Consider the following 17,272-nt stretch of genomic DNA (forward strand, 5'->3'; position numbering starts at 1 on the left):
AGATAACTTGCTGATTATTCAGGAGATCCGCCATGAGCAACGTCCTTTCTCTCGCCCCGCTGTTCCGCCAGTCCATCGGTTTCGACCGCTTCAACGACCTGTTCGAGTCTGCCCTGCGCAGCGAGAACGGCAGTTCCTACCCGCCCTACAACGTCGAGAAACACGGCGATGACCAGTACCGCATCGTTGTCGCTGCGGCTGGCCTGCAGGAAGAGGATCTGGAGCTGCAAGTTGAGCGCGACGTGTTGACCGTTACCGGCGGCAAGCGCGAAAGGGCTTCCGAGGATGTCACCTACCTGCACCAGGGCATCGCCCAGCGCGCCTTCAAGCTGTCGTTCCGCCTTGCCGACCACATCGAGGTCCGCGGCGCGTCGCTGAAGAACGGCCTGCTGAGCATCGAGCTGGTGCGCATCATTCCGGAAGAGGCCAAGCCCAAGCGGATCGCCATCAACGGCCAGCGCCCGGCGCTGGAAGGCTGATAGCCCCGTGAACGAAAAAGGCGCCGCAAGGCGCCTTTTTCTTTGCTCGCGTTTTAGTCAGACCAGGCAGGCCATGGGCTTCACCGCCTGGGCGTCGAGCAAAGCCATGAAGGCTCGCGCGGCGTTCGACAAAGTGCGCTCGGTGTGCAGGATGTAGCCGAGCTGGCGGCTGAGCTGGATGTCCTGTAGCGGCAGGCGCACCACGGTTTCGTCGAGCATGGTGCGCGGCAGCACGCTCCAGGCGAGGCCGATGGAAACCATCATCTTGATGGTCTCCATGTAGTTGGTGCTCATGCCGATGTTCGGCGTCAGCCCCTCGGCCTCGAACATCCGTCGCACGATGTGGTGGGTGAATGTGTTGCCACCCGGGAATACCGCCGGGTGCCGCGCCACATCGGCGAGGAACACCGTGCCCTGCATGGCCAGCGGGTGCTCTGGCGCGGCCACGAAGTCCAGCGGATCGTCCCATACCGGCACGGCGCGCACGGGTTCCGCCGTTTCCGGTGCAAGGGTGATCACCGCCAGCTCGGCGCGGCCGTGGAGGATTTCTTCATAGGCCACTTCCGAATCGCAGAACTGGATATCGAGGGCTACCTGCGGGTGCGCCTTGGTGAAGGCGCGCAGCAGCGGCGGCAGGCGATGCAGGCCGATGTGGTGGCTGGTAGCCAGGACCAGGCGGCCGCTGACTTCGCCATTGAGGTTGGTCAGGGCGCGGCGGGTGTCGTCCAGCACATTGAGGATCTGGTAGGCGCGCGGCAGCAGGGCGCGGCCGGATTCGGTCAGCGTCACCTCGCGGCCAACGCGGTCGAACAGGCGCACGCCGAGCTGGTTTTCCAGGGCGGCGATGCGCTTGCTCACCGCCGGCTGGGTCAGGTGCAGGCGTTCACCGGCTTCGGAGAAGCTGCCGGACTCGGCGATGGCGAGGAAGGTATTGAGGCTCGTGAGATCCATGTCGTCGGTGACTCCGGGAGGGCCATGAGCGGCGCTGGAACCATAACCTACTCGTATTCCGCGTGGGAATCCTTTGAATAAAAAATATGAATTTGAGTTATTCGGCGGGGGCTAATAGCATCTCCCCCACAAGCCCTAGGGGCATAGAAAGACGCTGATGAGGATTCTCTGATGGCCGGCAAGACGCTCTACGACAAACTCTGGGAACTGCACGAGGTGAAGCGCCGCGATGATGGTTCGTCGCTGATCTACATCGATCGCCACATCCTCCACGAAGTGACCTCGCCGCAAGCCTTCGAAGGCCTGCGCCTGGCCGGCCGCAAGCCGTGGCGCATCGACGCCAACATCGCCACCCCGGACCACAACGTGCCGACCACCCAGGCCGAGCGCAAGGGCGGCCTCGAAGCCATCGCCGACGAAGTCTCGCGCATCCAGGTCCAGACCCTGGACGAGAACTGCGATGACTTCGGCATCCTCGAATTCAAGATGAACGACGTGCGCCAGGGCATCGTCCACGTGGTCGGCCCGGAGCAGGGCGCGACCCTGCCGGGCATGACCGTGGTCTGCGGCGACTCGCACACCTCCACCCACGGTGCCTTCGGCGCGCTGGCCCACGGCATCGGCACTTCCGAGGTCGAGCACGTGCTCGCCACCCAGTGCCTGGTCGCCAAGAAGATGAAGAACATGCAGGTTCGCGTGGAGGGCAAGCTGCCCTTCGGCGTGACCGCCAAGGACATCGTCCTCGCGGTGATCGGCAAGATCGGCACCGCTGGCGGCAACGGCCATGCCCTGGAGTTCGCCGGCAGCGCCATCCGCGATCTGTCCATGGAAGGCCGCATGACCATCTGCAACATGTCCATCGAAGCCGGTGCGCGCGTGGGCATGGTGGCTTGCGACGAGAAGACCATCGAGTACGTGAAGGGCCGTCCGTTCGCACCGCAGGGCAGCGACTGGGACAAGGCCGTCGAAGCCTGGTCCGACCTGGTTTCCGATGCCGACGCGCACTTCGACACCATCGTCGAGCTGCGTGCCGAGGACATCAAGCCGCAGGTCAGCTGGGGCACCTCGCCGGAAATGGTCCTGGCCGTCGACCAGAACGTGCCGGATCCGGCCGTCGAAGCCGACCCGGTCAAGCGCGACTCCATCGTCCGCGCGCTCAAGTACATGGGCTTGAACGCCAACCAGGCGATCACCGATATCCAGCTGGACCGCGTATTCATCGGCTCCTGCACCAACTCGCGCATCGAAGACCTGCGCGCCGCCGCTGCCGTGGCCAAGGGCCGCAAGGTCGCTGCCACCGTCAAGCAGGCGCTGGTGGTGCCGGGCTCGGGCCTGGTCAAGGCGCAGGCCGAGAAGGAAGGCCTGGACAAGATCTTCATCGAAGCCGGCTTCGAGTGGCGTGAACCGGGCTGCTCCATGTGCCTGGCGATGAACCCGGACCGCCTGGAGAGCGGCGAGCACTGCGCGTCGACCTCCAACCGCAACTTCGAAGGCCGCCAGGGCGCCGGTGGTCGTACCCACCTGGTGAGCCCGGCGATGGCCGCCGCCGCCGCGGTGACCGGTCGCTTCATCGACGTTCGTGAATTGATGCAGGCCTGAGGAGACCGAACATGAAAGCCTTTACCCAGCACACCGGTCTCGTCGCGCCGCTCGACCGCGCCAACGTCGACACCGACCAGATCATTCCCAAGCAATTCCTCAAGTCGATCAAGCGCACCGGCTTCGGTCCGAACCTGTTCGACGAGTGGCGCTACCTGGATGTCGGCCAGCCGAACCAGGACAACTCCAAGCGTCCGATCAACAAGGACTTCGTCCTGAACTTCCCGCGCTACCAGGGCGCCAGCGTGCTCCTGGCCCGCGAGAACTTCGGCTGCGGTTCTTCCCGCGAGCATGCTCCGTGGGCGCTGGACGAGTACGGTTTCCGCACCGTGATTGCGCCGAGCTTCGCCGACATCTTCTTCAACAACAGCTTCAAGAACGGCCTGCTGCCGATCATCCTGAAGGACGAGGAAGTCGACGAACTGTTCCAGCAGTGCGAGGCCAACGAGGGTTACCAGCTGACCGTCGATCTCGCTGCGCAGACCGTGACCCGTCCGGACGGCAAGCAGTACAGCTTCGAGGTCGACGCCTTCCGCAAGCACTGCCTGCTCAACGGCCTGGACGACATCGGCCTGACCCTGCAAGCCGCTGATGCCATCCGCGACTTCGAAGTCGGCCACAAACAGCGCCAACCCTGGTTGTTCCGCGACGCCTGATAAGCGTCGCGCCATCCCGCAAACGGAGAAAGCCATGACCCAGAGTCACCACGAAGCCGTGGTCGAGCGCCAGTTCGGCGCCCAGGCCAACGCTTACCTGAACAGCGCCGTACATGCCCAGGGCGAGGAATTTGCCCAGCTGCGCGAGCGACTGTCGGCGACCACTGGTGCACGCGTGCTGGACCTGGGTTGTGGGGCGGGGCATGTCAGCTTCCAGGTCGCCTCGCTGGCCGGTGAGGTCGTCGCATACGATCTTTCCCAGCAGATGCTCGACGTGGTGGCCTCGGCCGCCGCCGAGCGCGGCCTGGACAACATCCGCACCGAACAGGGCGTCGCCGAGAGCCTGCCTTTCGAGGACGGCGCATTCGATTTCGTCTTCAGCCGCTATTCCGCGCACCACTGGCGAGATGTCGGCCAGGCCCTGCGCGAAGTGCGCCGGGTGCTGAAGCCGTGCGGCGTGGTCTGCTTCATCGACGTGGCGGCGCCCGGTTTGCCGCTGCTCGATACGCACCTGCAAGCGGTGGAAGTGCTGCGCGATACCAGCCACGTGCGCGACTATTCACCGTCCGAGTGGACGCGCCTGGTCGGCGAAGCGGGCCTGGCAGTCACTGGATGCAGCCGCCAGCGTCTGCGCCTGGAGTTCACTTCATGGGTCGAGCGCATGCGCACCCCCGAGGTGATGCGCCAGGCCATTCGCACCCTGCAGCTTTCCGTGGGTGACGAGGTGCGGGAATATTTCGAGATCGACGCCGAGGGCTCCTTCAGCACAGACGTGCTGGTGCTCTGGGCTACCAAATAACCGCTACAAGCAAAGGGCTGCAGGCGATCCCAAGGCGCCTGCGGCCTTGACCAATTCCGAAGGAATGAAGTGATGAGCAAACAGATTCTGGTTCTCCCCGGCGATGGCATCGGCCCGGAAATCATGGCCGAAGCGGTCAAGGTGCTGGAGCTGGCCAACGACAAGTTCCAGCTCGGTTTCGAGCTGACTCACGACGTGATCGGCGGCGCCGCCATCGACAAGCACGGCGTGCCGCTGGCCGACGAGACCCTGGAGCGTGCGCGCAAGGCTGATGCCGTTCTGCTTGGCGCGGTCGGCGGTCCGAAGTGGGACAAGATCGAGCGCGACATCCGTCCGGAACGCGGCCTGCTGAAAATCCGTTCGCAGCTCGGCCTGTTCGGCAACCTGCGTCCGGCCATCCTCTATCCGCAACTGGCTGGTGCCTCCAGCCTGAAGCCGGAGATCGTCGCCGGCCTGGACATCCTCATCGTCCGCGAGCTGACCGGCGGCATCTATTTCGGTGCCCCGCGCGGCACCCGCGAGCTGGAAAACGGCGAGCGCCAGTCCTACGACACCCTGCCGTACAGCGAAAGTGAAATCCGCCGCATCGCCCGTGTCGGCTTCGACATGGCCCGCGTGCGCAACAAGAAGCTGTGCTCGGTGGACAAGGCCAACGTCCTGGCTTCCAGCCAGCTGTGGCGTGAGATCGTCGAGGAAGTGGCCAAGGATTACCCGGACGTCGAACTGAGCCACATGTACGTCGACAACGCCGCCATGCAGCTGGTCCGCGCGCCCAAGCAGTTCGACGTGATGGTCACCGACAACATGTTCGGCGACATCCTGTCGGATGAGGCTTCCATGCTCACCGGCTCCATCGGCATGCTGCCGTCCGCTTCGCTGGATGCGCACAACAAGGGCATGTACGAGCCGTGCCACGGTTCGGCGCCGGACATCGCCGGCCAGGGCATCGCCAACCCGCTGGCGACCATCCTCTCGGTGTCGATGATGCTGCGTTACAGCTTCAACCAGACCGCCGCCGCGGACGCCATCGAGAAGGCGGTCAGCCTGGTCCTCGACCAGGGCCTGCGCACCGGCGACATCTGGTCCGAAGGCTGCAAGAAAGTCGGTACCCGCGAAATGGGCGATGCGGTAGTCGCCGCGCTGCGGAATCTGTAATCTCCCGGTTCGCCCGCCCCAGGCCACACAAGACAAAGGCCGGGGCGGCGTTCCACTACTTATTCGAAGGTGTAGTTGCGATGAAGCGTGTAGGTCTGATCGGTTGGCGTGGCATGGTGGGTTCGGTGCTCATGCAGCGGATGCTGGAAGAGCGGGACTTCGACCTGATCGAGCCAGTGTTCTTCACCACCTCCAATGTCGGTGGCGAAGGTCCGTCCGTTGGCAAGGAAATCGCCCCGCTGAAGGACGCCTACAGCATCGAGGAACTGAAGAGCCTCGACGTCATCCTGACCTGCCAGGGCGGCGACTACACCAATGAAGTCTTCCCCAAGCTGCGCGAAGCCGGCTGGCAGGGTTACTGGATCGACGCCGCCTCCAGCCTGCGCATGCAGGATGACGCGGTGATCGTCCTCGACCCGGTGAACCGCAAGGTCATCGACCAGTCGCTGGATGCCGGTACCAAGAACTACATCGGCGGCAACTGCACCGTCAGCCTGATGCTGATGGCCCTGGGCGGCCTGTTCGAAGCCGGCCTCGTCGAGTGGATGAGCGCCATGACCTACCAGGCTGCCTCCGGCGCCGGCGCGCAGAACATGCGCGAGCTGATCAAGCAGATGGGCGCGATCAACGCTTCGGTCGCCGATGACCTGGCCAACCCGTCCAGCGCCATCCTCGACATCGACCGCAAGGTCGCCGAGATCATCCGCAGCGACGCCCTGCCGACCGAGCACTTCGGCGCGCCGCTGGCCGGCAGCCTGATCCCCTGGATCGACAAGGAACTGCCCAACGGCCAGAGCCGCGAAGAGTGGAAAGGCCAGGCCGAGACCAACAAGATCCTCGGCCGCTTCAAGAGCCCGATCCCGGTGGACGGCATCTGCGTGCGCATCGGCGCCATGCGTTGCCACAGCCAGGCGCTGACCATCAAGCTGAACAAGGACGTGCCGATGGCCGACATCGAAGGCCTGATCAGCCAGCACAACCCCTGGGTCAAGCTGATCCCCAACCAGCGCGAGATCAGCATGCGCGAACTGACCCCGGCTGCCGTCACCGGCACCCTGAGCGTGCCGGTCGGCCGTCTGCGCAAGCTGAACATGGGCTCGCAGTACCTCGGTGCCTTCACCGTCGGCGACCAACTGCTGTGGGGCGCGGCCGAGCCGCTGCGGCGCATGCTGCGCATCCTCCTGGAGCGCTGATAGCGACACCCTCGAAGACGCCGGCCCTGTGCCGGCGTCTTGCTTTGTGCAAGTCGAAAAGGTCGATCATTCGACAGAACGGAGAACTCGCCGTCGCCGCACGCGCTTTCTGTGACGGAGCGCGGCCTGGCCGATGCGGGCCTGTGGCTATCCTCGCAGCCCCGGCCCTGGTGGGCTGGGCCGGCGAGCTGGGGTCGCCGGAAGGAGTCATCGACAGCAGGGGATGGGGATGTTCCGCTTTTCGCACTTCGTTCTGGCCGGCGCCATCGCGGCGGCCTTCTTCCCGGCCAGTGCCGGCGCCCTCGAGCTGGGCGAGATTTCTTCGCGCACCGCGCTCGGTCAGTCGCTCGACGCGCAGATCGAACTGCGCAGCCTGGGCGACCTGTCCGCTGACGAGATCAAGGTGGCATTGGCGCCACAGCAGGCGTTCGATCGGCTTGGTCTGGATCGTAGCGTCGTCGCGACTGGCCTGAGCTTCAGTGCCGAGGTCGGTCGCAATGGTCGTGGGGTGATCCGCGTGAAATCCTCCAGGCCGATGCGCGAGCCGTATCTGGATTTCCTGGTGCAGGTGGCCTGGCCGCAGGGGCAGGTGCTGCGCGAGTACACCTTGCTGCTGGACCCGCCAAGCTACGTCGCGACGTCGGCTGCGCCGACGATGCCTATATCGACTGCCGTCAGCAGTGGCCCGGCTCTCGATGTTCCGCAGGGCAGCGCCTCCGCAGCCGTGATACGTCAGCCAACCGTGTCGCGCCAGGCCGGCAAAGCGCAGTCTCGCGCCGCGTCTCACCGCGAGCGGAAGCCGCAATTGAATGCGGCGCGCAAAAGCGTTCCCGCCGCCGCACCCGCCGTCGCTGCAAAAGGCGACAGCCTGCACCTGGTCTCCGGTCAGGCAAAGGCTTCGTCCAAGGCACCTGATGCAGCCACTGCCGAGCACCTGGCGTTGGCCCAGGAGGGTCTTGATAGCGCGCGGCGCCAGGGCGATGAGCTGAAAAGCCGTATCGCCGACCTGCAGGGGCAGGTGGACAAGCTGAACCAGCTGGTGACGCTCAAGGACGCGCAAATGGCGGAGCTGGTGGCGCGCCTGGCCGAGCGCAATCGGCAGGCCGCAAGCGCGCCGGCAGCGAAGGCCGGGCCGGTTGCCGTGAGCGCGGTTCCGACTGATCCCAAGCAAGTGACGCAGTAATAGCCACGGACGCGGCGATGTTAAGTCTCGCGTCCGATTGCCTGGACGGGGAAGGGCGCATTAAAGTGCTGCGCTTGTTGTCCATCTAGCGCATGGGATTTTCGATGTCCGTCGACATTGCTGTAGTAGGGGCCACCGGTCTGGTTGGCGAAGCCTTGGTCGAGTTGCTGGACGAGGGAGATTTTCCGGCAGCGGACATTCATCTGCTGGCCAGTGGCGAATCCGCCGGCAAGTCGATGCCGTTCCGCGGCCGCAACCTTCGGGTGCGCGACCTGGCCGCTTTCGATTTTGCCAAGGTCAAGCTGGCGTTTTTCGCAACCACCGCTGAAGTGGTCGCCGAATACGCGCCGCGCGCGCTGGCGTCGGGTTGCAGCGTCATCGACCTGAGCGGCAGCGGTGAAGGGTCGCTGGTGCTGCCGGTGTTGAACGCCGAGAGTACCGAGCTGGCGCAACTGCCGGTTCTGCTCCGCGCGCCCGCTGCTGCGGCGGCCGAGGTCGGCGAAGTGCTGGCCGCGCTGGCGTCGTGCGTTGAACTGCGCAGCCTTTCCCTGACGGCCTGCCTGTCGGCTTCCCAGCTGGGTCGCGAAGGCGTGCAGGAGCTGGCAAGGCAGACCGCCGAGCTGCTCAATGCGCGTCCGCTGGAGCCGCGTCTCGTCGATCGGCAATATGCCTTCAATATGCTGGGCCAGGTCGGCAGCGTGGATGCATCCGGTCACAGCGCCATTGAGCGGCGCATCCATGACGAGCTGGTCGAGCTGTTCCCCGGGTTGTCTGGACAGCTGCAGGTGAGCTGCCTGCTGGCGCCGGTGTTCTTCGGCGATGCGTTGAGCCTGAGCCTGCGTACGGCCGAACCGGTCGATCTGGCAGCGGTGCGACAGGCCCTTGACGCGGCTGATGGCATCGAGCTGATCGAGGACGATTATCCGACGGTGATCGGCGATGCGCTGGGTCAGGACGAGATCAAGGTTGGCCGCGTACGTAGCGGATTCCTCGATCCCTGCGAGCTTAATTTGTGGATTGCTTCTGATAATGTGCGAAAAGGTTTCGGGCTCAATGCTGTGAAGCTGGGCGCATTATTGATAAAACACTATCTGTAAAAGATACTTACCGAATATTTGAAGAAGTATTCTAGCTTGGCAAAACTGGCTTGATGGGTGGCTGAACGGGGGGATTTCCAGCGTTTTGGCGCTGGAAATAACGGGCAGCAGCTACCTGATTCAGATCGCGCGAATCCAGAAAAAGCTATTAAAACAAGGGATTAATATATGGTCCGGCTTCGTAAACTGGTGCAGGCAATCGCGGCTGCTTCGGCGTTGACCACGGGCATGGCACATGCGCTCGGGTTGGGGGAGATTCACCTTCACTCGGCGCTCAACCAGCCCCTGAACGCCGATATCGACCTGACGGACATTCGTGACCTGTCCTCGGGCGAGATCATTCCCAAGCTGGCTTCGCCGGAGGACTTCAACAAGTCCGGCGTCGACCGCAGTTACTTCCTCACCGGCCTCAAGTTCACCGCCGTAGTCCAGCCCAACGGCAAGAGCGTCATTCACGTGACCTCCGAAAAGGCGGTGCAGGAGCCCTACCTGAACTTCCTCGTCGAAGTGCTCTGGCCGAACGGCCGGGTGCTGCGCGAGTACACCGTGCTGCTCGATCCGCCGCTGTATTCCCCGCAAGTGGCGGCAGCCGCTGCGCCGCGCGCACCGATTGCGACCCCGGCGCCGATCGCTCGCCAGCCGGTGGCGCCCGCCGCGCCCCGCGCTGTCGAAGCCGCTCCGGTTGCCGCGCCGCAGCGCCGCCTGGAAGGCAACGAATACCGCACCGGCTCCCGTGACACGCTTTGGGAAATCGCTTCCCGCGCGCGCCCGGACGGCAGCGTCACGGTCAACCAGACCATGCTGGCAATCCAGGACATGAACCCGGATGCCTTCATTGGCGGCAACATCAACCGCCTGAAGAGCGGCCAGGTCCTGCGCCTGCCCGACGCTCAGCAGATTCGCAGCCGCACCGCGGCGCAAGCCGACGATCAGGTCCACCAGCAGCGTGCTGCCTGGCGTGAAGGGCGCAGCCTGCCTGCCGGCAACCGCCAGTTGGATGCCACCCAGCGCGCCAATGCTGGCGCAGCACCAGCGCAAGTCGAGGAAAAGGACAATCTGCGCCTGGTTTCCGGCCAGTCCGGCAAGGGCAAGGGCGGTGACAAGGGGGCGAAGGACGGCAAGGCGCTTTCCGAGAAGCTTGCGGTGACCCAGGAAAGCCTGGACAGCACCCGTCGCGAGAACGACGACCTGCAAGGCCGCATGACCGACCTGCAGGGCCAGTTGGACAAGCTGCAGAAACTGATCGAACTGAAGGACGCGCAGCTCGCACGCCTGCAAGGCGAACTGGCTGCGCCGGCCCCGGCTAATGGCCAAGCGCCGGCTGCTGCACCGGGCGCCGCCGCACCTGCCGCTCAACCGGCTGCACAGGCTTCCGCCGCCGCGCCGGCTCCTGCTGCGCAGCCTGAGGCTGCGAAACCCGCCGAAGCCAAGCCGGCCGAGGTCAAACCGGCAGCGCCCAAGCCCGCGGTCAAGCCAGCGCCGGTCGAAAGCGAACCGGGCCTGATCGAGCAACTGCTGGCGAACCCGACCCTGCTGGCCGCCGTCGGCGGCAGCTTGATCCTGGCGCTGCTGGTGGTTCTCCTGCTGATGCGCCGCCGCGCGGCACAGAAGGAGAGTGCCGCTGCCGAGCAGTTCGCTGCCGAATCGTCGTTCGACGAGCAGCCGCTGGACGTGTCTGCTGGCGAATTCGACAGCCTGAGCCTGGCCGACGAAGAAAGCGTCTCCGCGCCGACCGCTGCTGCCGCGCCGGAAAAAGTGGCTGCGCAGACCAGCGATCCGCTGGGCGAGGCCGATATCTATATCGCCTACGGTCGTTTCAACCAGGCAGCAGAGCTGCTGCAGGGTGCGATCTACGACGAGCCGCAGCGCAACGACCTGCGCCTGAAACTGATGGAGGTCTATGCCGAAATCGGTGATCGCGACGGCTTTGCTCGCCAAGAGAAAGAGCTGCGTGAAATCGGCGGCGCCGAGCCGCAAGTCGAGCAGCTGAAGTCCCGTTACCCGAGCATGGCGACCTTGGCCGCCGTCGCCGGTGGCCTGGGCCTGGCGGCTGCCGGTGCTGCAGCCATGTCGGACGAGCTGGACGACTTCAACCTCGACGATATCGGTCTCGACCATGAGCCGGTCGCCGCTGCCGAGCCTGCGCCGGCCGCTGCTTCCGACCTGGATGAAGCCTTCGACCTCGGTCTGGATGATCTGCATCTGGGTGACGAAATTCCTGCTGCTCCGGTGGCGGCCGCCGAAGCCAAGGCTGACGAACTGTCGCTGGAAGACTTCGACCTGGATGCCGACCTGAAGCTGGACGAAGCCGTGCAGCCGGCGAAGGCGAGCGATGATTTCGCCTTCGACCTGGATCTGGACGCCGACCTGGCCAAGGCCGAAAGCGCGCCTGCTGTCAGCAGCCTGGACGAGTTCGCCTTCGACCTGCCGGCTGCAGAAACGCCCGCGCTCGACAAGGACGAGGACTTCCTGCTCGACCTGAGCGAAGAGGGAGGCGAGCTGTCGGCCGCGTCGGCTGATGACTTCTCCTTCGATCTGTCCGAAGACGCTGCGCCCGCTGCGGAAACGCTGGCGGATGACTTCGACCTGTCCCTGCCGGACGAGGCGCCTGTCGCCGTGCCGTCCAGCGACAGCTTCGCCGCTCAGCTGGACGAAGTGAACGCCGAGTTGGATAAGCTCGCGGGCAATCTGCAAGAGCCGGAAAGCGCTGCCGCGCCGCTGTTCGCCGAAGCGGCGAGCGACGAGGCTTCGTCGCTGGACGAGGGTGAGGCGGACGACGAGTTCGACTTCCTCTCCGGCGCCGACGAGGCGGCGACCAAGCTCGATCTGGCGCGCGCCTACATCGACATGGGCGACACCGAAGGTGCCCGCGACATCCTCGACGAGGTGCTCAGCGAGGGCAGCGACCAGCAACAGCAGGAAGCTCGCCAACTGCTCGAAAGCCTCGTCTGAGGCGCGTGCGGCAAGCACAATGGCAGCCCTAGGGCTGCCATTGTCATTTCTGGCGCCGGCGCCGTTCGTCCCGACGCGGCACGCCTGCATTGGTCAGCGCCGAAGTTGTCGCTAGGGTGAGCGCCTGCGCATCCGAGGTGCGCAGCGTTGTCTGTTGCAAGCGGGGTTTCCCAGGGAGGGGCAGGGTGGAAGGGGTGGGAGTCGAACCTCTGGTTGCGGCGCCGAGGCGGCGTCTGCGTGGGTTCTGGTTGTTGCTGATCATCAAGGTCTATGTCGCCGGTGCCTTGTTCGTGCTGGCGCTGCTAGGCCTGAGCCTGGTCGAGCTACAGGCTTGTCTGGAAGATCAACTCGCCGTCGAGCGCCGCGGCCTGGCGTTGCTGGTCGGCCTGGGTTCGCTGGCGTTCTGCCTGAAGATCCTGCGCATGGCGGTGCCGCGCTGGCGCCAGCGCTGAGGATCGCGGCGGGCCTTCAATCCAGGCAAAATAGCCGGCTGATTTTTCCGCAAGGCGGATGGATGGTGGTCTTGAACGAATTCGAGAGCGCGGTGGGCGAAGTAGCTGCCGCGGATGTCAGCAGAATCGCCCTGGGCATCGAGTACAAAGGCGCGCGCTACCGTGGCTGGCAGCGCCAGGAGAGCGGCGTGCCTTCGGTCCAGGCTTCTCTGGAGAAGGCGCTGTCCGAGGTGGCGGCCGAGCCCGTCAGCGTGATGTGCGCAGGACGTACCGATGCTTCGGTGCATGGCAGTGGTCAGGTCGTGCATTTCGACACACGTGTAGAGCGGCCCCTGAAGGCCTGGGTGATGGGCGGCAACGCCAACCTGCCGGACGATATCAGCGTCACCTGGGCGAAGGTCATGCCGGCGCATTTCCACGCGCGCTTCTCTGCCATGGCCCGGCGTTATCGCTACGTCATCTACAACGACCCGATCCGCCCGGCGCACATGGCTGAGGAAGTCACCTGGAATCACCGCCCGCTGGATATCGAGCGCATGCGCGAGGCTGCAACGGCGCTGGTCGGCACCCACGACTTCACCTCCTTCCGCGCGGTGCAGTGCCAGGCCAAGTCACCGGTGAAGACTGTCCATCACCTGCAGGTCCTCGAGCACGGTCGCTTCATCGTGCTGGATGTTCGCGCCAACGCCTTCCTGCATCACATGGTGCGAAATTTCGCCGGCGTGCTGATGACGGTCGGGGCGGGTGAGCGCTCGCCGGAATGGGTGAGCGAGGTGTTGGAAGCGCGTGATCGGCGCGCCGGCGGCGTCACCGCGCACCCGTTCGGGCTCTATCTGGTGCGAGTGGAATACCCCGAGGAATTCGATTTGCCGGAGCGTTACCTGGGGCCGCATTTCCTTTCATCTTTGCCCGATACCCTCGGCTGACGAGGCTGGGGGCTTTTGCTACCATCGTTTGATTGATTTCTGCAAGGATCCTGCATCTTGACCGCTGTTCGCATCAAAATCTGTGGCATTACCCGGGTCGAAGACGCACTTGCGGCAGCCGAAGCGGGTGCCGACGCCATCGGTCTGGTGTTCTACCCGAAGAGCCCGCGCGCGGTCAGCGTGCAGCAGGCGCGGCAGATTCTTGCTGCGTTGCCGCCGTTCGTCAGCAGCGTAGGTCTGTTCGTCAACGCCAGCCGCTGCGAACTGGGCGAGATCCTCGATGCCGTGCCGCTGGACATGCTGCAGTTCCACGGCGACGAGAGCGCCGCCGATTGCTCGGGCTACCACAAGCCGTACCTGAAGGCGTTGCGGGTCAAGGCTGGCGACGACATCGCGGCGAAAGCGGCCGAGTATCCCGCTGCCTCCGGCATCCTCCTGGACACCTATGTCGAAGGCGTTCCCGGTGGAACCGGCGCGGCTTTCGACTGGTCCCTGATTCCCGAGCAGATGCCGCGACCGCTGGTATTGGCGGGGGGGCTGACCGCGGAGAACGTTGCCGCTGCAATTCGCCAAGTACGTCCCTATGCGGTGGATGTCAGCGGCGGGGTGGAGGCGAGCAAGGGCATCAAGGATGCCGCGAAGATTCGCGCGTTCATCCAGCAATGCCGCCTGGCCGACAGCGAACGCTGAGACATGTGACGACGGGCGGCCGGGCGCCGTCCACTAGCGAGCCGCTGCATGGCAGCGACGGCCCGAGGGCCGGTTTGGCGAGGCGCAGCCCAGGGCGCGCCGAGATTTCGAGGCACCGTGGCCTGGCCGCGGTTCCAAAAGTGATTTTTTCTGCTCACGGACAAGCGCGAGGCAACAGGCCGCTAAGCGCACTGTCCCCGTATTGGAGAACAGAGCATGAGCAACTGGTTGGTAGACAAGCTGATCCCCTCCATCATGCGTTCCGAGGCTAAGAAGAGCTCGGTTCCGGAAGGCCTGTGGCACAAGTGCCCGTCCTGCGACGCGGTGCTGTATCGCCCGGAGCTGGAGAAGACCCTGGACGTCTGCCCCAAGTGCGACCACCACATGCGTATCGGTGCGCGCACCCGACTGGACATCTTCCTCGATGCCGAAGGCCGCGAAGAGCTCGGCGCCGACCTCGAGCCGGTGGATCGCCTGAAGTTCCGTGACACCAAGAAGTACAAGGACCGCCTGGTCTCCGCGCAGAAGGACACCGGCGAGAAGGACGCGCTGATCTCCATGAGCGGCAAGCTGCAGGGCATGCCTGTCGTGGCGTGCGCCTTCGAGTTCTCCTTCATGGGGGGCTCCATGGGTTCCATCGTTGGCGAGCGCTTCGTACGTGCGGCCAACGTCGCCCTGGAAAAGCGTTGCCCGATGATCTGCTTCTCCGCCTCGGGCGGTGCGCGCATGCAGGAAGCGCTGATCTCGCTGATGCAGATGGCCAAGACTTCCGCGGCGCTGGCACGTCTGCGCGAGGAAGGCATTCCCTTCATTTCCGTGCTGACCGACCCGGTCTACGGTGGTGTTTCTGCCAGCCTGGCGATGCTGGGTGACGTCATCGTCGGCGAGCCCAAGGCGCTGGTCGGCTTCGCCGGTCCGCGCGTGATCGAGCAGACCGTGCGCGAGAAGCTGCCGGAAGGCTTCCAGCGCAGCGAGTTCCTGCTGGCCCACGGTGCCATCGACATGATCGTGCACCGCTCGGAAATGCGTGCGCGCCTGGCCAGCCTGCTGGCCAAGTTCACCAACACCCCCAGCACCGCCCTCGCAGGATGAGTCAGCGCTCCCTCGCCGACTGGCTCGGCTACCTCGAACAGCTCCATCCCAGCGCAATCGACATGGGGCTGGAGCGCTCCCGCGAGGTGGCCGTCCGCCTCGGCCTGGGACGCCCGGCGCCGCGTGTGATCACGGTCACCGGCACCAACGGTAAAGGCTCCACCTGCGCCTTCCTCGCCGAACTGCTCGGCGAGCAGGGGCTGAAGGTCGGCGTCTACAGCTCGCCGCACCTGCTGCGCTACAACGAGCGTGTCCAGATCGAAGGTCGCGAGGCTTCCGATGAGGCGCTCTGCGAAGCCTTCGCCGCCGTCGAGGCGGCGCGAGGCGAAATCTCCCTGACCTACTTCGAGATGGGCACCCTCGCGGCCTTCTGGCTGTTCGAGCGTGCCGGTCTGGACGCCGTGGTGCTGGAAGTGGGCCTCGGCGGCAGGCTGGATGCGGTCAACCTGATCGACGCCGACGTCGCCGTGGTTACCAGTATTGGCCTCGATCACGCCGATTGGCTGGGTGATACCCGCGAAAGCGTGGCCTTCGAGAAGGCCGGCATCTTCCGCGCCGGCAAGCCTGCCGTGTGCGGTGATCTTGAGCCGCCGCAACCCCTGCTGGATCAGGCTCGCGCCCTGGGTGCGCCGCTGCTGCTGCGCGGTCGCGATTTCGACCTGGCGATTGGCGAGCACGACTGGCATTGGCACGGCCGCGGCGCTGATCGCACGCCGCTACGCCTGCATCACCTGAGCCTGCTCGACCTGCCCATGGAAAACGCCGCGCTGGCCCTGCAGGTCTACGCCTTGCTGGACCTGCCGTGGCAACCCGAGCGGTTGCTGGCTGCGCTGCTGCGCACTCGCGTGACCGGGCGTCTGGATAGTCGTGTGGCGAGCTGGAAGGGCGAGCCGCGTCATCTTCTGCTGGATGTCGGCCACAACCCGCATGCTGCCGAATATCTTGCGCGCCGACTGGCCACGCGGCCGCTCAGCGGTCGGCGCCTGGCGGTTTTCGGCCTGCTGGCGGACAAGGATCTGGGAGGAGTGCTGGAACCCTTGCTCGGCTTGGTGCAGGATTGGGCGGTCGCGCCCTTGCCGACGCCGCGTTCGCGGCCGGCAGAGGAGCTGCAATCGGCATTGTCTGCGCGGGGGGCGCAGGTCAGTGTGCATGCCGACATCGCAGCCGCGCTCGAGGCGCAATGCGCCAAGGCAACGGCGGATGACGAAATCCTGGTATTCGGTTCCTTCTACAGCGTGGCGGATGCCCTGGGCTGGTTGGACGACCAGGCCTGATAAGTAGTCAAGAAAGGGGGAGTGGCAATGGCAATGCTGGATAAGGGGCTCAAGCAGCGGATCGTCGGTGCGCTGGTGTTGCTGGCGCTGGCGGTGATCTTCCTGCCGATGCTGTTCAGCCGCCAGGACGAGATGCGCCAGGTGGTGGTCGACGCCCCGAGCATGCCCAAGGCGCCGGAAATGCCGGCGGTGGCCGTCCAGCCGACCGCGGTTCCCGAACCCCAGGCCGTCGATGCCGAAGCGGCCCAGCCGCAGGCTCCGGCCACCGAACAGGCGCCGGCCCAGGCCGCTTTGCCAGTGCCCAGCGCGCCCGTCACTCAGCCCAGCGCGCCTATCGCCACCTTGCCGCAGGCGCCTGCGCCGCAGCCTGTCGCTCCGGCACCGCGCCCGGCGGCGCCGGTCCAGCAGCAGGCAGCTGCGCCGGCCCCGGCTCAGCACCTGGATGGCGACAACCTGCCGGTGAGCTGGTCGGTGCAACTGGCCAGCCTGTCCAATCGCGCGCGCGCCGAAGAATTGCAGAAAACCTTGCGCAGCCAGGGCTACAACGCCTACGTGCGCAGCGCCGACGGCATGAACCGGGTGTTCGTCGGTCCGTTGGTCGAGCGCGCCGAGGCGGATCGCCTGAAAGAGCAGTTGAGCAAGCAGCAGAAACTCAATGGATTCGTGGTGCGCTTCCAGCCGGAGCGCGGCTGATCACCGATAAATGGCTCCCGTTGCATCGGGGGCTCCGCTAAACCCTAGGGCTCTGCTAAAATGCGGGGCCTTTTTCGTTTC

Annotated in this window: 16 protein-coding genes; 15 read left to right on the forward strand and 1 reads right to left on the reverse strand. The window is 65.2% G+C overall.

The annotated features are described in order from the left end of the window. The first annotated feature begins 32 nt into the window (after window positions 1-32). Window positions 33-479 (forward strand): Hsp20 family protein, encoded by a 447-nt coding sequence (locus ACA097_RS22255; protein WP_043253564.1) that lies wholly within the window; start codon window positions 33-35, stop codon window positions 477-479. A 57-nt stretch (window positions 480-536) separates the two neighbouring features. Here the strand turns inward: ACA097_RS22255 and ACA097_RS22260 are convergent, their stop codons facing one another. Beyond that, complete coding sequence (locus tag ACA097_RS22260; protein ID WP_043253563.1) at window positions 537-1,430, reverse strand: LysR family transcriptional regulator; 894 nt, start codon at window positions 1,428-1,430, stop codon at window positions 537-539. 171 nt (window positions 1,431-1,601) lie between these two features. Between ACA097_RS22260 and leuC the strand changes: the two genes are divergently transcribed. The 14 genes from leuC to ACA097_RS22330 all read left to right on the forward strand — a co-directional run bounded on the left by leuC (window position 1,602) and on the right by ACA097_RS22330 (window position 17,191). Further along, window positions 1,602-3,029: a 3-isopropylmalate dehydratase large subunit gene (gene leuC, locus ACA097_RS22265; RefSeq protein ID WP_371366049.1), complete on the forward strand. Its 1,428-nt coding sequence runs from the start codon at window positions 1,602-1,604 to the stop codon at window positions 3,027-3,029. A gap of 11 nt (window positions 3,030-3,040) precedes the next feature. Then, window positions 3,041-3,685: a 3-isopropylmalate dehydratase small subunit gene (leuD, locus tag ACA097_RS22270; protein ID WP_160287775.1), complete on the forward strand. Its 645-nt coding sequence runs from the start codon at window positions 3,041-3,043 to the stop codon at window positions 3,683-3,685. Window positions 3,686-3,719: 34 nt separating this feature from the next. Continuing rightward, window positions 3,720-4,484 carry a class I SAM-dependent methyltransferase gene (locus tag ACA097_RS22275; RefSeq protein WP_371366051.1) on the forward strand — a complete coding sequence of 255 codons (765 nt, stop codon included), beginning with the start codon at window positions 3,720-3,722 and terminating at the stop codon, window positions 4,482-4,484. 72 nt (window positions 4,485-4,556) lie between these two features. Further along, a complete protein-coding gene (leuB, locus tag ACA097_RS22280) occupies window positions 4,557-5,639 on the forward strand; it encodes a 3-isopropylmalate dehydrogenase (protein ID WP_043253559.1) in 1,083 nt (360 codons plus the stop codon). Between the two features lie 80 nt (window positions 5,640-5,719). Next, window positions 5,720-6,832, forward strand: coding sequence for an aspartate-semialdehyde dehydrogenase (gene asd / locus ACA097_RS22285; RefSeq protein WP_043253558.1), 1,113 nt, complete (start codon window positions 5,720-5,722; stop codon window positions 6,830-6,832). 229 nt (window positions 6,833-7,061) lie between these two features. Then, window positions 7,062-8,015: a FimV family protein gene (locus ACA097_RS22290; RefSeq protein WP_371366054.1), complete on the forward strand. Its 954-nt coding sequence runs from the start codon at window positions 7,062-7,064 to the stop codon at window positions 8,013-8,015. A 104-nt stretch (window positions 8,016-8,119) separates the two neighbouring features. Beyond that, on the forward strand, window positions 8,120-9,112 hold the full coding sequence (locus ACA097_RS22295) for an aspartate-semialdehyde dehydrogenase (RefSeq protein ID WP_371366056.1): 993 nt from the start codon (window positions 8,120-8,122) through the stop codon (window positions 9,110-9,112). A gap of 168 nt (window positions 9,113-9,280) precedes the next feature. Further along, window positions 9,281-12,064: a FimV/HubP family polar landmark protein gene (locus tag ACA097_RS22300; RefSeq protein WP_371366058.1), complete on the forward strand. Its 2,784-nt coding sequence runs from the start codon at window positions 9,281-9,283 to the stop codon at window positions 12,062-12,064. 194 nt (window positions 12,065-12,258) lie between these two features. Continuing rightward, complete coding sequence (locus ACA097_RS22305; protein ID WP_371366060.1) at window positions 12,259-12,516, forward strand: hypothetical protein; 258 nt, start codon at window positions 12,259-12,261, stop codon at window positions 12,514-12,516. A 71-nt stretch (window positions 12,517-12,587) separates the two neighbouring features. Further along, window positions 12,588-13,442: a tRNA pseudouridine(38-40) synthase TruA gene (truA, locus tag ACA097_RS22310; protein ID WP_371366062.1), complete on the forward strand. Its 855-nt coding sequence runs from the start codon at window positions 12,588-12,590 to the stop codon at window positions 13,440-13,442. Between the two features lie 57 nt (window positions 13,443-13,499). Continuing rightward, window positions 13,500-14,132 carry a phosphoribosylanthranilate isomerase gene (locus ACA097_RS22315; protein WP_371366064.1) on the forward strand — a complete coding sequence of 211 codons (633 nt, stop codon included), beginning with the start codon at window positions 13,500-13,502 and terminating at the stop codon, window positions 14,130-14,132. A 216-nt stretch (window positions 14,133-14,348) separates the two neighbouring features. After that, the gene (gene accD / locus ACA097_RS22320) at window positions 14,349-15,224 is read left to right on the forward strand and encodes an acetyl-CoA carboxylase, carboxyltransferase subunit beta (RefSeq protein WP_371366066.1); all 876 of its coding nucleotides are present in this window, start codon (window positions 14,349-14,351) and stop codon (window positions 15,222-15,224) included. Next, window positions 15,221-16,498 (forward strand): bifunctional tetrahydrofolate synthase/dihydrofolate synthase, encoded by a 1,278-nt coding sequence (gene folC / locus ACA097_RS22325; RefSeq protein ID WP_371366068.1) that lies wholly within the window; start codon window positions 15,221-15,223, stop codon window positions 16,496-16,498. The genes accD and folC overlap by 4 nt, the downstream gene beginning before the upstream one ends. A 27-nt stretch (window positions 16,499-16,525) precedes the next feature. After that, window positions 16,526-17,191 (forward strand): SPOR domain-containing protein, encoded by a 666-nt coding sequence (locus tag ACA097_RS22330; RefSeq protein ID WP_371366070.1) that lies wholly within the window; start codon window positions 16,526-16,528, stop codon window positions 17,189-17,191. Window positions 17,192-17,272 lie beyond the last annotated feature (81 nt).

Source organism: Pseudomonas sp. QL9 (assembly GCF_041409665.1).
GTDB lineage: Bacteria > Pseudomonadota > Gammaproteobacteria > Pseudomonadales > Pseudomonadaceae > Pseudomonas > Pseudomonas knackmussii.